Genomic DNA, 12,772 nt, shown 5'->3' with positions numbered 1-12,772 from the left:
GGAAGCCGCATGGCAGGACGCATCGCACAGGCCGACATCGACGAGGTGAAGGCGCGCACGAACATCGCCGATGTGATCGGTGAACGCGTCGCGCTCAAGTCTGCCGGCGTCGGTTCGTTGAAGGGGCTGTGCCCGTTCCACGACGAGCGCAGCCCGAGCTTCCACGTGCGACCACAGGTCGGCTTCTATCACTGCTTCGGGTGCGGCGAGTCGGGGGACGTGTACTCGTTCCTGCGCAAGATGGACCATGTGAGCTTCGCCGAGGCCGTCGAACGGTTGGCCGGGCGGATCGGCTACACGCTGCACTACGAGGAGGGCGGCGCAGCCCCCGAGAACTCGGGACGCAGTCGCCTCTACGCGGCCAATGCTGCGGCTGCCGAGTACTTTCGTGCGCAGCTGTCGACGCCGGATGCCGAGATCGGACGTCGTTTCCTGGGTGAGCGTGGGTTCGACGCCGCCGCCGCCGCTCACTTCGGGGTCGGCTTCGCTCCCAAGGGCTGGTCGAATCTCTCGGATGCTCTCACGGCTCAGGGATTCACGCGCGAGGAACTCTTGGCTGCCGGGCTGCTCTCACAGGGACAGCGCGGGACATATGACCGTTTTCGCGGCAGGCTCATCTGGCCGATCCGCGATGTGACGAGCCAGGTCGTCGGGTTTGGAGCGCGCCGTCTTCTCGACGACGACCAGGGCCCGAAGTACCTGAACACGCCCGAGACGCCGATCTACCGCAAGTCCCACGTGCTCTACGGACTGGACCTTGCCAAGCGCGACATTTCCCGCGAGCACCGGGTCGTGGTTGTCGAGGGGTACACCGACGTCATGGCGTGCCACTTGGCTGGTGTGACGACGGCGATCGCCACCTGCGGCACGGCCTTCGGCAGCGATCACATCACGGTGCTGCGGCGCGTCATGGGCGACGACTCGAGCGGGGGAGAGGTCATCTTCACGTTCGACCCCGATGCCGCCGGACAGAAGGCGGCGTTGCGCGCCTTCGCTGACGAGAAACGCTTCTCGGCGCAAACCTACGTGGCTGTGGCTCCGGATGGTCTGGACCCCTGTGATCTGCGCCTTGCCCGCGGTGACGATGCCGTGCGAGCCCTGATGTCGGCGAAGTCGCCGATGTTCGAGTTCGTGATCGATCAGCGCCTTGCGCAGTACGACCTCGCGACAGTCGAAGGTCGAGCTGCAGCATTGCGAGCCGCTGCGCCGGTTGTCGCGGACATCCGCGACCCGTCTCTGCGCCCCGGGTACGTTCGGGTCCTGGCGCGGCGGATCGGCCTCGATCTGGATGAGGTCAGCGCCGCGGTCTCGCGAGCATCCCGTTCGCGAGACGCGAGTGGACCGCCGTCTCGGCGCGGGCGGGACGACGCGCAGGCCCGTCAGCCTCAGCATCCGGATGATGGGCCTGCCGCCGACGTGACACCGGTGCTGATCCCGACGGTCGCTTCGCTGCCGCGCACGCGTGATGTCGTGATCGAGCGTGATGCGCTCATGGCTGCGCTGCAGTTCGGTCACCGACTCGACGACACCACGGTGCGGCGCGCCCTCGGTGCTGCGTTCAACCACCCGGCGCTGGATGCCGTGCGCTCCGCCGTCGTAGAAGCGCCCGACTACACGCGAGCGGGGTGGGCCGTGCAGGCTGTCGACACGATCCGTGAACCGTACCGCGCGCTCGGCTCGGAGTTGCTGATGTCTGCCTTTCCGGCGCTCGGCGAAGCCGATGCTGCAGCTTCGGCATCCGATCTGATGCGTCGGCTGATCGTTCGGCGCGTCGATTCGGAGAAGTCGGAGCTGGTGCGGGCGGTGCAGCGGGTGCCCCCCGACTCCGAGGAGGGCCGCCGAATCCGGCTGCAGCTGCGTGAACTCGACCTCGAGCGACAGCGCTGGACGGGGGACGTCGAACGCTGATCGACGGATTCCAGACTGGATCCCAGCGCGGCAGCAAGGCAGGATGAGGGTATGTCTCCTCGTCGCAGAGTCACCGAAGCGGCGATCGTGTGCTCAGACCTGTCGATCAGTCATACCGGTCGCGGCGAGACCGACAAGCTCATCGACGGGATCACGTTCACCGTTGCACGCGGATCCGTGCTCGCCCTCATGGGCCCGACGGGCGCCGGCAAGTCGAGCCTGCTCTCGGTTCTTGCCGGCCGCGCCCACGAGGGAGTATCGGTCACCGGGGGAGACGCGCTGGTCGATGGGATCTCCGTTCGGCGACCCGGGCGAGCCATCCGGGAGCTGACCTACTACGCGGGATATCTGCCGCAGTCTGCCGGTGCGCACCTGCCGTCGCGGCTGACCGTGTCGGAGGTCATCGCCGAGCCCATCACCTCGCGAGAGCGGCGCGTCAATCAGAAAGCCCTCGCAATCCGGGTGGCGGGTCTGCTCGATGAGCTCATGCTCCCGCTGGGAGCGGCAGGTAAGTTCCCCTACGAGCTGTCGGCGGGGATGCGGCAGCGTGTGGCTCTGGCTCGGGCGCTCGTCGTCGACCCGCGGATCCTCGTGGCCGATGAGCCGTTCGCAAACCTCGACGTGGAGGTCCGCAAGGCGGCGCGGGAGGCGATCACGCGTCGGCGCGATGACACCGGAATGGCCGCGGTCATCTCCACCCACGATCCGGAGGCGGTCAAAGAGCTCGACGCGAACGTTCTCGTGCTGCGTGGCGGACACGTCGTCGCGTTCGGGCATGGAACCAACGACCTCATATGGACGCCCAGCGCCGAGGCCGACCGTCGATTCGTCGTCTCGTGATGTCACGCTGACGGCGCGCCCGGACGCTGGCGCGCGTCGTTGAAACCTCGTCGGCTTTGCTAAGATAGTGGGGTTGCCTGCTGCGGCGGGCATATTCCTCGGTAGCTCAATTGGCAGAGCAATCGGCTGTTAACCGATAGGTTCTTGGTTCGAGTCCAAGCCGGGGAGCCATTTCCCTCTCGGGCGGACCGCTCGCTCAGGCGTCGAGGTCATCGACTCCCGGCATCCAGGAGTTTCCCGGGGTGCCCCAGCCCTGCTTGCGGGCGATCTTCTGAGCGGTTCGCCAATCGCGATCACCGAGGCGATCCACGTAGAGCACGCCGTCCAGGTGATCGAACTCGTGCTGAAGAATGCGGGCGCGCCATCCCTCCACCTCGATCGTCACCGGCTGACCGTCCAGATCGAGTCCGGTGACCCGCGCGCGATCGGAGCGGCGAAGCGGGAACCGTTCGCCGGGGAATGACAGACAGCCTTCCGACTCGTCATCGGGGTCGGGTTCGCCGGGGTCGAGGGGAGTGATCCACAGCTCGGGATTGATGATCACACCTCGCCAGGGCTCGTCGTCGTCATCGACGTAGCTGTAGGTGAAGATCCGCAGGCCCACGCCGACCTGGGGAGCGGCCAGCCCCACGCCGGGCGCAGCATCCATCGTCTCGTACATGTCCTGGATCAGACGCCGGATGTCGTCGGTGATCTCGGCGACGGGGGTCGCGGGAGCGTGGAGGACGGGGTCGCCCATGATGCGAATCGGGAGAACAGCCATGCGACAAGCCTATTGAGACACACGGCGTCCGGCCGACCCCGGGATAGGGTCGAGAGGTGCTCCTCCTGACCGTGTCGGCGAACGTGACCGACCAGATCACCGAGGCGTTCCGTGACCCCGCGATCCTCGCCGGAATCCCGCTCGCGCTCCTTGGCGCCATCTTCATGTCGTTCGGCGCCCAGTACCAGTACCGAGGCGTCCAGAAGGTCGAGAAACTCACCGGGCGCTCCGGGGGCAACGGTCTCGACCGCAATCACCTCCTGAACCTGCTGCGGCGGCCATCGTGGCTGGCGGGCACCGTCATGCTGGGGCTCGCGATCGTGTGCCAGCTCGCCGCGCTCTCGGTGGCGCCGCTGATCCTCGTTCAACCGCTCGGTGCTGTCTCGCTCGTGATCACGACGCTGCTCAACGCGCGCATCAGCGGGCACCGCCCCACGCGCCAATCGATCCGGTCGATCATCGCGGCCGTCGGCGGCATCTTCATCTTCGTGACGATCGCGGCGTTCTTCGCCACTGAGCGTCCCGTGACGCAGTCGCAGCTGCTCATCATCCTGGGGCTGCTCGCCGTGACGATCGTCGTCTTCGCCGGTCTCTGGCTGGTGCTGCGCAAGCACGGCCTGGCGCTGTTCTACATCGTCGCCTCGGGCGTGCTCTACGGCTTCGTAGCGACGCTCGCGAAGGTGGTGCTCAGCCGCATCCGAGACCAGAACTTCGACTGGCTCACCCTGCTGTGCGTTCTGGCCCTGCTGGCAGCAGTCGCGATCGGGGCATACTTCGTGCAGACGGCGTACAGCCTCGGACCTCCCGACCTCGTGATCGCGGGCCTGACGGTCATCGACCCGATTGTGGCGGTTGTGATTGGGCTTGCCGTTCTGCAGGAGGCGGAGACCGCGCCGCTCTGGGCCTTCATCGGATTCGGCGTTGCCGGGGCGCTTGCGATCTACGGGGTGATCAGTTTGGCGCGCAACCATCCGCAGGTCATCAGCGACAGCCTCGAGCTGCCGTTCACGCGCCGCAGCTCTCGCGACGAGACGTCCTCTGACGAGCCGGGATCGGCGTCGTGAGCCCACGGCCGGTACGCTGATCTCCCAGGGGGCGGTGGCCAAGCTGGTCAAGGCAGCGGGCTCATAACCCGACGATCGTGGGTTCAAGTCCCACCCGCCCTACGAACAGAACCCCGCCATCGGCGGGGTTCTGTTCGTCGTGGGGTGTTGCCGAGAGCGTGCCCGTGGGTGGGCCCCATTCGCCGGAGGCTCCGCGGGTCGCGGAGCGAGCCGTGGAGGGGCGAAAGGGACAAGTCCCACCCGCCCTACGAACAGAACCCCGCCATCGGCGGGGTTCTGTTCGTTGTGGGGGCGTTGCCGAGAGCACGCCCGTGGGTGTTGCCGCCAGCGTGCCCGTGGATGGGCCCCGTTCGCCGGTCGGGCGGCTACGCCTTCGGCTTTGCGGTGCTCTTCCGTGCGGTAGCGGCAGGGGACGATGATTCGGTGGCCCCGGCGTCCGCCATGCCTGCCCCAAAGGCGCGGCCGACGGCCTGGCCCTGGATGATCGAAGCCAGATCGATGCCCGTCGCGGCCTGGACGCTGTCGAAGACCGACTTCATGGCTGTCGCACTGTCGGCGCCGATGACGCGGGATGCGCCCTCCTCGCCTGATCCGCCACCGACGATCGACACGTTGCCGATCGCGGAGTAGCCCTTCGCGAACTCCGCCATGATCGAGGGCAGGACGTCGAGGACGCGCTGGGACAGGATCGCCTCCTGGTTCGAGGCGATCGCTTCGGCCTCCGCCTCGATGGACTCGGCGCGCGCCTGGCCCTCGGCCCGGATGGCGTCGGCCTCGGCCTCCGCACGAAGGCGCCGGGCCGTCGCTTCAGCATCCGCGAGAGCGCGCAAGGCGCTCGCTTCACCGGTGGCTCGAGCCTCGGCTGCCGCGGCCTCACCGGCGGCGCGGGCGCGGTCTGCGTCGGCCTGCTGCTCGGCGATCCGGGTTCGAGCCTCGGCTTCCTTGACCTTCTCGATCGCGGCTGCCTCTGCTGCGCGCTCGCGCGTGTAAAGATCCGCCTGTGCCCGCGTCTCTGCCTCGTAGCGCTGGGCGTCGGCGACGCGCTTGACGTCGGCATCCAGCTGCGCCTGACGGTTCTCGGCCTGCTGCTGGAGAACTGCCTGCTCGGCCTGCGCGCGAGCGAGGTGTTCTGCCTGCTCGGCCTCGGCGCGGGCGCGACCGACGCCGGCATCGGCGTTGGCCGTGTTCGTGTCCAGTGCGGTCTGCTCGACCAGGTTCGCTTCCTGGTTGGCGATCACCTTCTGGTTGATCGCGCGATCAGCGTTGGTCTGGGCGATCTCGGCGGCCTGCCGCTTCGCCTGGATCTCGGGAGCGCCGAGCGACTGAATGTACCCGGTCGCGTCGGTGATCCCCTTGATCTGGAAGGAGTCGAGGATGAGCCCCTGCTCGGCGAGCTCGTGGGAGACATCGGCAGCGATCTGATCCGAGAACTTCTTGCGCTCACGCATGAGCTCGACAACCGAGAGCGTCGCGACGATACCGCGCAACGCGCCCTCGAGCTGCTCGGTGGTGAACTGCTCGATCGCCTTGTCCTGCGATGCGAAACGCTCGGCGGCGCGACGAACGAAGACCGGGTCCGAGCCGATCTTGACGATCGCGACCCCGTCGACGTTGAGCGTGACATTGTCCAGCGACTGCGCCTCGGCGTTCAGGGACACCTGGCGAGATCGCAACGAGATGATCTCGTGGCGCTGCGTGATCGGGTTGACCAGCGACTTCCCGTTGACGATCACGGTGACCGGCGACTCCGACATCTCGGACCGGCTCGTGCCATCGGCATCCACCACCGTGGACTGGACTCGCTGCTTGCGTCCCGAGATGACGAGGGCCTCGTCCGCGCGGGCGACCTTGATCCATGCCTTGGCCAAGAGCAGGCCGATGAGCGCGACGATGATCGCAGCCACGACCGCGACCCCGACAATGATCAGAATGCCGACAAGACCGGCTGCCTCCATGGACTTCTCCTTACGTTGCGGCGTGCGCGCGGGAGCGAGCGCTCATCGAGAGTCGCGTGTATCCCCCGCGCTCAGCCTGTCAGACTCCAGACCTCTCGGCAAAGCCCTTCGGGGAGCGCGGAGGCAACGCGCGAATCACAGGCTTGTGATTCGGCTCGCGGCGGGCGATAATGGGCGCGACAACAGAACAGCCACAGATCCCGTGAGGTCGTTGGGGAAGACGCACCTCAGAACGGAGATCGATATGGCTACATCAATGACGCGCGGTGTGGTGATGATTCACTCCGCGCCACGTGCATTGTGCCCGCACCTCGAGTGGGCGGTGGGGCGTGCGCTCGGTCGCGCGGTGAACTTCGACTGGGAAGACCAGCCGGTGCTCCCTGGCGCGCGCCGCGCGGAGTACTTCTGGTCGGGGCCGGTGGGAACCGGGGCCGCCATCACCTCGGCCATGCACGGGTGGGAGCACCTGCGCTTCGAGGTGACCGAGGACCCGTCTGCCGCATCAGATGGTGCTCGATGGATGCACACGCCTGACCTCGGCATCCATCACGCGCAGACGGATGCCGCGGGCAACGTCGTTGTGGGGGAGGACCGCATCCGCTACGCGATGGAACTCGCCGCTCGCGATGTCCACGACATGCAGCGAGAGTTGCAGGTGGCGCTGGGCTCCGCGTGGGACGACGAGCTTGAAACCTTCCGTCACGCCAGTGACGACGCCGCCGTCGTCTGGTTGCACAAGGTGGGATGAGAAGACTTCGCGTGCTGGGTGCGTGCGTACCGGATGTCGGTTGAGATCATTCCCGGCGCTGGGAGATCGTGTCGGCACGCGACGATGAGAACGGGTTCCTCCGAGCAGAGTTGCGGAGGAACCCGTTCTGCGTCTGCTGTCAGCAGTTCGGCGGCGTCGGATTGCCCGCCGGCGGTCGTCCCTGGATCTCTCCCCACGCGTACCCGCTGACGGCCTTGCCGTCGAGAGTTCCCGAGTAGGAGAACAGGCCCTCATACACGGGTCGATTCAGCGCATCGACCTCCTGGTTCGACGCAACGGCGGTGAAGACAAAATCCGCTGCGGGACGGGTCCCGGAGGCATCCAGGCGCACGTCATAGGTGAGGTCGTACACGTAGCAGCTCTGGGGTGATGTCCACGAGTTGGAAGGGTCGGCCGTGATGTGGATGGCGCCCTGCGGCCAGTTCGCGGTGGGGCGCAACGTGCCGTTGACCGACTGCTCAGACCCCGCACCGCCGATCATGGCGTACGAGAGATCGCCGACCTCTGGCTGACCGGTGACGGCGATGAGCATGCCCTGTTGCGAGCCGGGAAGCTGCACGGAGAACTCGGTCCAGGAGTACTGGTTTCCGACGACGTACTGCGCCGAGTCGTTGTACGTCTCGGTGAGGTTATCGAAGAACAGCGATCCGCCGGTGCCGCTGTGGGTGGTCGATCCGATGGTCACGGACCACTGTTCCACCTCCACGAGAGGCATCGAGTAGTAGTGGGAGCCCTGACCGGTCATCGGGTCGTTTGTCGCGGCGAGATAGGCACCGATGTCGCCGCCATAGGTGCTCATGATCGGACCGCGCTGGTCGGTGGTGGGGATGGGGCCATGAGCTCCCGGCAAAGGGGTGCCGTCGAACATCCAGAGCGGGAAGAAACCGTTCGGTCCATAGCCCCATTGGATGATCCCGGTGGTGTCTTTGGCGCGGATCGTGAGCGTCGTCGGCTCGCTCGTGCCAGACCCGATCAGGCCGGTCGGCGTCGACACTATCAGCTCGTACACGGCGCCCACCGCACCGATCCGACCCGAGACCACTTTCATGCTCATCGTCTGCGCCGGATGCCCGAAGTCCTGCTCCTCGACGTTGATGCTCCACGGCTGATAGGTGAGGGAGACGGGCAACGTGATGTCGGCGACGCCATCCATACCGCCGATGAGCGGGCCTTGATTCTGATCGAGCTCGTTGAAGACGAGCCCCGCCTCCTCGAAGGTGAGGCTGGGGCGCTGGGAGCCGGTGCTCGTGCTGTTGCCCTGCGACATGAGGGCGACCGAGTACATGCTGTTGCCGTCGGTCAAATGACCGAAGAACTCGTAGGACTGTGAGTCGTACTGCGGCAATCCCGTCGACAGGTATGCCCGGAATCCGGTGCAGTCCCGTCCTTGCGCCAAGGGAACCGAGGAGTATTCGGCGATCGACCCGAACGCAAGCACGGGGTCGCCCGGCGGAGTGTTGCTGGTCGGACATGCGGGCGGCACGGTCGGTGTGGGATCCGGCGCTGGTGTCGGTGCAGGCGTCGGCTGGGGTGCAGGCTGCGGCGTCTTGCCGCCGGAACGGCCCGATCCGCCCCCGGAACCGCCGCCGTTGTTGCCCGGTCCGGGGGAGGTGCCGGCGCCGGGAGCGCTTCGGGGGTCGCGGTTGACGTGGGTGACGCGGTGGGCGTCGCCGAACGACCAGGCGTGGCTGTTGAGGGGGAAGGCGATGCCGAAGGCTCAGGGTCGGGGGAGCCAAAAGTGCACGCGCTCAGGCCGACAATCAGCAGTGCGGTCGCCGGAACCAGAGTCAGTGCACGGATGGAACGCATCGTTGCAGTCTTCCACACTGCGACGGCCGGAAATCGACGACTCAGATGCTCCGGAACGCGGCGACGGCGTTGTGCCCGCCGAAACCGAAGGAGTTGCTGATCGCGACATGGTCGCCGTCGCCGAGGGAAACAGCCTCACCCACACGTAGCGGGATCTCGGGATCCTGCTCGGAGATGTTGATCGTCGGGGAGCGAGACGGTTGTGGAGTGCAAGCACCGTGAACACCGCCTCGAGAGCACCGGTGCCGCCGAGCAGGTGCCCCGTGGAAGCCTTGGTCGCAGAGACGGGGATCTCGTGCACGCGGTCACCGAAGACCGACAGCAGCGCCTTGTACTCGGCGATATCACCGGTCGGCGTGGACGTGGCATGCGCGTTGATGTGCGTGACGTCATCGACCGATGCGTCAGCCTGCTCGAGAGCCTGGCGCACCGCACGCGACGCCCCGAGGCCCTCGGGCTCGGGAGCAGTGATGTGGTACGAGTCGGCCGTGACCGATCCGCCCGCGACGACGGCGTAGATCCGAGCTCCGCGCGCTCGCGCGTGCTCCTCGGTTTCGAGGACGAGGGCTGCGGCACCCTCACCCATGACGAAGCCGTCTCGGTCGATGCTGTACGGGCGTGACGCGTGTCCGGGGTCATCGTTGCGACGCGACAGCGCCTGCATCGACGAGAAGGCCGCGAGGGTGATCGGGTGGATCACCGATTCCGTGCCACCGGCGATCACCACGTCGGCAAGACCGAGTCGGATGTGCTCGACCGCGTTCACGATCGACTCTGTGCTGGATGCGCACGCAGAGGCGACCGTGCGCGCATAGGCACGGGCCTCGAGGTGCATCGAGATCGCAGCGGCGGGTGCGTTGGGCATGAGCATGGGAACCGACATCGGCATGACCCGACGCGGGCCCTTCTCGCGAAGAGTGTCCCAGCCATCGAGGAGTGTCCACAGGCCGCCGATTCCGGTCGCGAAGTCGACGCCGAGCCGCTCGGGGTCGACCTCCGGCGCACCGGCATCCGCCCACGCCTCGCGGGCAGCGACCAGCGCGTACTGCGACGACGGATCCAGACGCTTGGCCTCGGGCCGTGCGAGCACGGTGTCCGCCGGGACGCGCGCAGAGGCGGCGAACGTCACCGGGAGGTCATATTTGGCGACCCACTCGTGCTCGAGGGAGCGCGCTCCGGATTCGCCGGCAAGCAGCGCCGACCAGGAATCCGGCGCGGTTCCGCCGATAGGGGTGGTGGCGCCGATGCCGGTGACGACGATACGTGAACTGCTCATGTAGTCCTCAGGAATGGACCGGTGGGGGCTGAGCCCCCCACCGGAAATCGGGTTACGCCTGGTTCGACGTGATGTAGGTGACGGCGTCGCCGACGGTCTTGAGGTTCTTGACCTCGTCGTCGGGGATCGTCACGCCGAACTTCTCCTCGGCGTTGACGACGATGGTCATCATCGAGATCGAGTCGATGTCGAGGTCGTCGGTGAACGACTTCTCCATGGCGACCTCGTCGGCCGAGATGCCGGTCTCGTCGGTGATGAGTTCGGCGAGTCCTGCGAGGACGTCGTCGTTTGTGAGTGCCATGGGTGTCTCCCTCTGGATTGATATGGGTGGATTGTGGTCGGTGTGAACCTCAGCTGAGGCCGTTCTGCCAGTCTAGAGTTCGCGGTCCGCCGCTCACGGGAGGACGACGACCTGCGCGCCGTAGACGAGGCCCGCTCCGAAGCCGATCTGCAGTGCCAGGCCACCACTGAGCTCCGGGTGTTCGGTGAGGAGACGGTGGGTAGCGAGCGGGATGGATGCCGCTGACGTGTTGCCGGTTGTCTCGATGTCGCGACCGATCACGACGGATTCGGGAAGCTTGAGCTGCTTGGCGAACTCATCGATGATCCGCATGTTCGCCTGGTGGGGAACGAACGCGGCGAGGTCGGATGCTTGGACACCCGCGGCCTCGAGTGCTTCGCGGGCGACCTTGACCATCTCCCACACCGCCCACCGGAAGACGGTGGGCCCCTCTTGCCGGAGGGTGGGCCACGGCGCTGTGCCGTCGCGGAACTCGGTCAGCGTGTGGTTCATCGTCACGGCATCCGCCTTCGAGCCGTCCGATCCCCAGACCGTCGGACCGATCCCCGGCGTGTCGGAGGGCCCGACAACGGCGGCGCCCGCACCGTCTCCCAGGAGGAACGAGATCGAGCGATCGGTCGGGTCGACGATGTCGCTGAGCTTTTCGGCGCCGACGACGACGGCGTAGTGGGCGCCGCCCCCGCGGATCAGCGCGTCAGCCTGTCCGACGCCGTAGGCGAAGCCCGCACAGGCAGCGTTGAGGTCGTAGGCGGCGGCATCCTTTGCGCCGATCCGCTCCGCCACGATCGCCGAAACCGACGGTGTCTGCCGCGGATTGGAGATGGTCGCCACGATCACCGCATCGATCTTCTCGGGCGAGACTCCGGACTTGGCAACAGCCTCGGCGGCGGCATCCGACGCGAGGTCGATGGCGTTGGTCGTCTCGACCGCTCGCACGCGGGTCACGATGCCGGTGCGCTGGCGGATCCACTCGTCGCTCGAGTCGATCGGACCGACGAGGTCATCGTTGGGAACGACCCGCTCGCCTCGCGCCGCGCCGTAGGCGTAGATGCGCGTGTGTGCGGCGCCCTGAGGCTGACGGAGGGTCGCGGTCATTCGGGTTCTCCTTGGGCGGATGCGGCAGCCAGAAGCTCGGCAGCGGAAGCGAGGTCATCGGGGGTCTTGACCGCGACCGAGGGTACTCCGCGCAGCGCACGCTTCGCGAGACCGACCAGGGTGCCGCCCGGAGCGAACTCGACCAGCCCCGTCACGCCGGCTGCCGCAAAGGCTTCCATGCAGGCGTCCCAGCGCACGGGGGAGGCTACCTGATCGACGACGAGCGAGAGAGCCTCGTCGCCGCTGCGCACGGGTGACCCGTCTCGATTCGTCCACAGTTGCACAGCGGGATCGGTAGGCGTGACGGTGGACACCGCCGACCGGAGCGTTTCGACCGCCGGCGCCATGTACCGCGTGTGGAAGGCTCCCGCAACGGACAGCGGAATCACGCGCGTTCCCGCGGGAGGCTCGGCGCTGAGTGACGCCAGGGCTTCGGCGGCGCCGGCGGCGACGATCTGTCCGCCACCGTTGAAGTTGGCGGGGGTGAGGTCGAGGTCGGCGAGGCGGGCTTCGACGGCGGTCTGGTCGCCGCCGATCACGGCGCTCATTCCGGTGTCAGCCAGCGATGCGGCATCCGCCATGGCGCGACCGCGGATGCCGACAAGGCGCATCGCGGTCTCGGCGTCGATGACGCCCGCGGCTGTCAGCGCGGCGAACTCACCCACGGAATGCCCGGCGACGCCGCCGAAAGCGAGGGGAGTGCGCGCCGCGAGAAGCTCCCACGACACCAGCGACGCAGCGACGATGAGTGGTTGTGCGATGCGGGTGTCGCGGATGGACTCGGCATCCGCTTCCGTGCCCGCCTCCACGAGATCGACCTCGGCCCACTGCGAGAACTGCTCGAGTCGGGCACGGACCCCCTCGTGCTCGAGCCACGAGCGGAGGAAGCCGGGTGTTTGGGAGCCCTGACCCGGGAAGACAGCGATGATCACCATCCCATCCTGCCAGCGTGCTGGGAGGGCCTTCTGGAGATGATCACCGAGAAAACGCGT

Annotated in this window: 10 protein-coding genes, 2 tRNA genes and 1 pseudogene; 6 read left to right on the top strand and 7 right to left on the bottom strand. The window is 67.1% G+C overall.

Going from position 1 to position 12,772, the window contains the following annotated elements:
- Positions 1-9: 9 nt before the first annotated feature.
- The 3 genes from dnaG (at position 10) to IT882_RS08255 (ending at position 2,919) form a co-directional block, all read left to right on the top strand.
- A complete protein-coding gene (dnaG, locus tag IT882_RS08265) occupies positions 10-1,908 on the top strand; it encodes a DNA primase (protein WP_195691500.1) in 1,899 nt (632 codons plus the stop codon).
- Positions 1,909-1,959: 51 nt separating this feature from the next.
- Entirely contained in the window at positions 1,960-2,748 is a 789-nt protein-coding gene (locus IT882_RS08260; RefSeq protein WP_195691499.1) for an ATP-binding cassette domain-containing protein, read from the top strand.
- Positions 2,749-2,843: 95 nt separating this feature from the next.
- A tRNA-Asn gene (locus IT882_RS08255) sits at positions 2,844-2,919 on the top strand.
- Between the two features lie 25 nt (positions 2,920-2,944).
- On the opposite strand, the gene def is transcribed toward IT882_RS08255, so the two are convergent.
- Complete coding sequence (gene def / locus IT882_RS08250; protein WP_195691498.1) at positions 2,945-3,511, bottom strand: peptide deformylase; 567 nt, start codon at positions 3,509-3,511, stop codon at positions 2,945-2,947.
- A gap of 56 nt (positions 3,512-3,567) precedes the next feature.
- Here def and IT882_RS08245 point away from each other — a divergent pair, with 56 nt between their 5' ends.
- The gene (locus tag IT882_RS08245) at positions 3,568-4,575 is read left to right on the top strand and encodes a DMT family transporter (RefSeq protein ID WP_195691497.1); all 1,008 of its coding nucleotides are present in this window, start codon (positions 3,568-3,570) and stop codon (positions 4,573-4,575) included.
- A gap of 28 nt (positions 4,576-4,603) precedes the next feature.
- A tRNA-Ile gene (locus tag IT882_RS08240) sits at positions 4,604-4,677 on the top strand.
- A gap of 263 nt (positions 4,678-4,940) precedes the next feature.
- On the opposite strand, the gene IT882_RS08235 is transcribed toward IT882_RS08240, so the two are convergent.
- Positions 4,941-6,530: an SPFH domain-containing protein gene (locus IT882_RS08235; RefSeq protein ID WP_195691496.1), complete on the bottom strand. Its 1,590-nt coding sequence runs from the start codon at positions 6,528-6,530 to the stop codon at positions 4,941-4,943.
- Between the two features lie 244 nt (positions 6,531-6,774).
- Here IT882_RS08235 and IT882_RS08230 point away from each other — a divergent pair, with 244 nt between their 5' ends.
- Entirely contained in the window at positions 6,775-7,278 is a 504-nt protein-coding gene (locus tag IT882_RS08230) for a DUF3145 domain-containing protein (RefSeq protein ID WP_195691495.1), read from the top strand.
- 139 nt (positions 7,279-7,417) lie between these two features.
- On the opposite strand, the gene IT882_RS08225 is transcribed toward IT882_RS08230, so the two are convergent.
- From IT882_RS08225 to IT882_RS08205, 5 genes and pseudogenes are all read right to left on the bottom strand, one after another.
- On the bottom strand, positions 7,418-8,782 hold the full coding sequence (locus IT882_RS08225) for a hypothetical protein (protein WP_195691494.1): 1,365 nt from the start codon (positions 8,780-8,782) through the stop codon (positions 7,418-7,420).
- Between the two features lie 367 nt (positions 8,783-9,149).
- Positions 9,150-10,384, bottom strand: a pseudogene (locus IT882_RS08220) (beta-ketoacyl-[acyl-carrier-protein] synthase family protein).
- A 52-nt stretch (positions 10,385-10,436) separates the two neighbouring features.
- Entirely contained in the window at positions 10,437-10,685 is a 249-nt protein-coding gene (locus IT882_RS08215) for an acyl carrier protein (protein WP_195691493.1), read from the bottom strand.
- A gap of 93 nt (positions 10,686-10,778) precedes the next feature.
- Positions 10,779-11,780 (bottom strand): beta-ketoacyl-ACP synthase III, encoded by a 1,002-nt coding sequence (locus IT882_RS08210; protein WP_195691492.1) that lies wholly within the window; start codon positions 11,778-11,780, stop codon positions 10,779-10,781.
- Positions 11,777-12,712 (bottom strand): ACP S-malonyltransferase, encoded by a 936-nt coding sequence (locus IT882_RS08205; protein ID WP_195694212.1) that lies wholly within the window; start codon positions 12,710-12,712, stop codon positions 11,777-11,779. Before IT882_RS08205 ends, IT882_RS08210 begins: the two co-directional genes overlap by 4 nt.
- Positions 12,713-12,772 lie beyond the last annotated feature (60 nt).

Source organism: Microbacterium schleiferi, assembly GCF_015565955.1.
In the GTDB taxonomy this organism is placed as follows: Bacteria; Actinomycetota; Actinomycetes; order Actinomycetales; family Microbacteriaceae; genus Microbacterium; species Microbacterium schleiferi_A.
Note: the sequence above shows the minus strand (reverse complement) of the source record. Positions and strands in the feature narration are given on the sequence as shown.

Bases quoted from the DNA above. Each gene is read 5' to 3' on its own strand.
- IT882_RS08230 (WP_195691495.1), top strand. From the start codon at position 6,775: ATGGCTACATCAATGACGCGCGGTGTGGTGATGATTCACTCCGCGCCA.
- IT882_RS08215 (WP_195691493.1), bottom strand. From the start codon at position 10,685: ATGGCACTCACAAACGACGACGTCCTCGCAGGACTCGCCGAACTCATC.
- IT882_RS08235 (WP_195691496.1), bottom strand. From the start codon at position 6,530: ATGGAGGCAGCCGGTCTTGTCGGCATTCTGATCATTGTCGGGGTCGCG.
- dnaG (WP_195691500.1), top strand. From the start codon at position 10: ATGGCAGGACGCATCGCACAGGCCGACATCGACGAGGTGAAGGCGCGC.
- IT882_RS08260 (WP_195691499.1), top strand. From the start codon at position 1,960: ATGTCTCCTCGTCGCAGAGTCACCGAAGCGGCGATCGTGTGCTCAGAC.
- def (WP_195691498.1), bottom strand. From the start codon at position 3,511: ATGGCTGTTCTCCCGATTCGCATCATGGGCGACCCCGTCCTCCACGCT.
- IT882_RS08210 (WP_195691492.1), bottom strand. From the start codon at position 11,780: ATGACCGCGACCCTCCGTCAGCCTCAGGGCGCCGCACACACGCGCATC.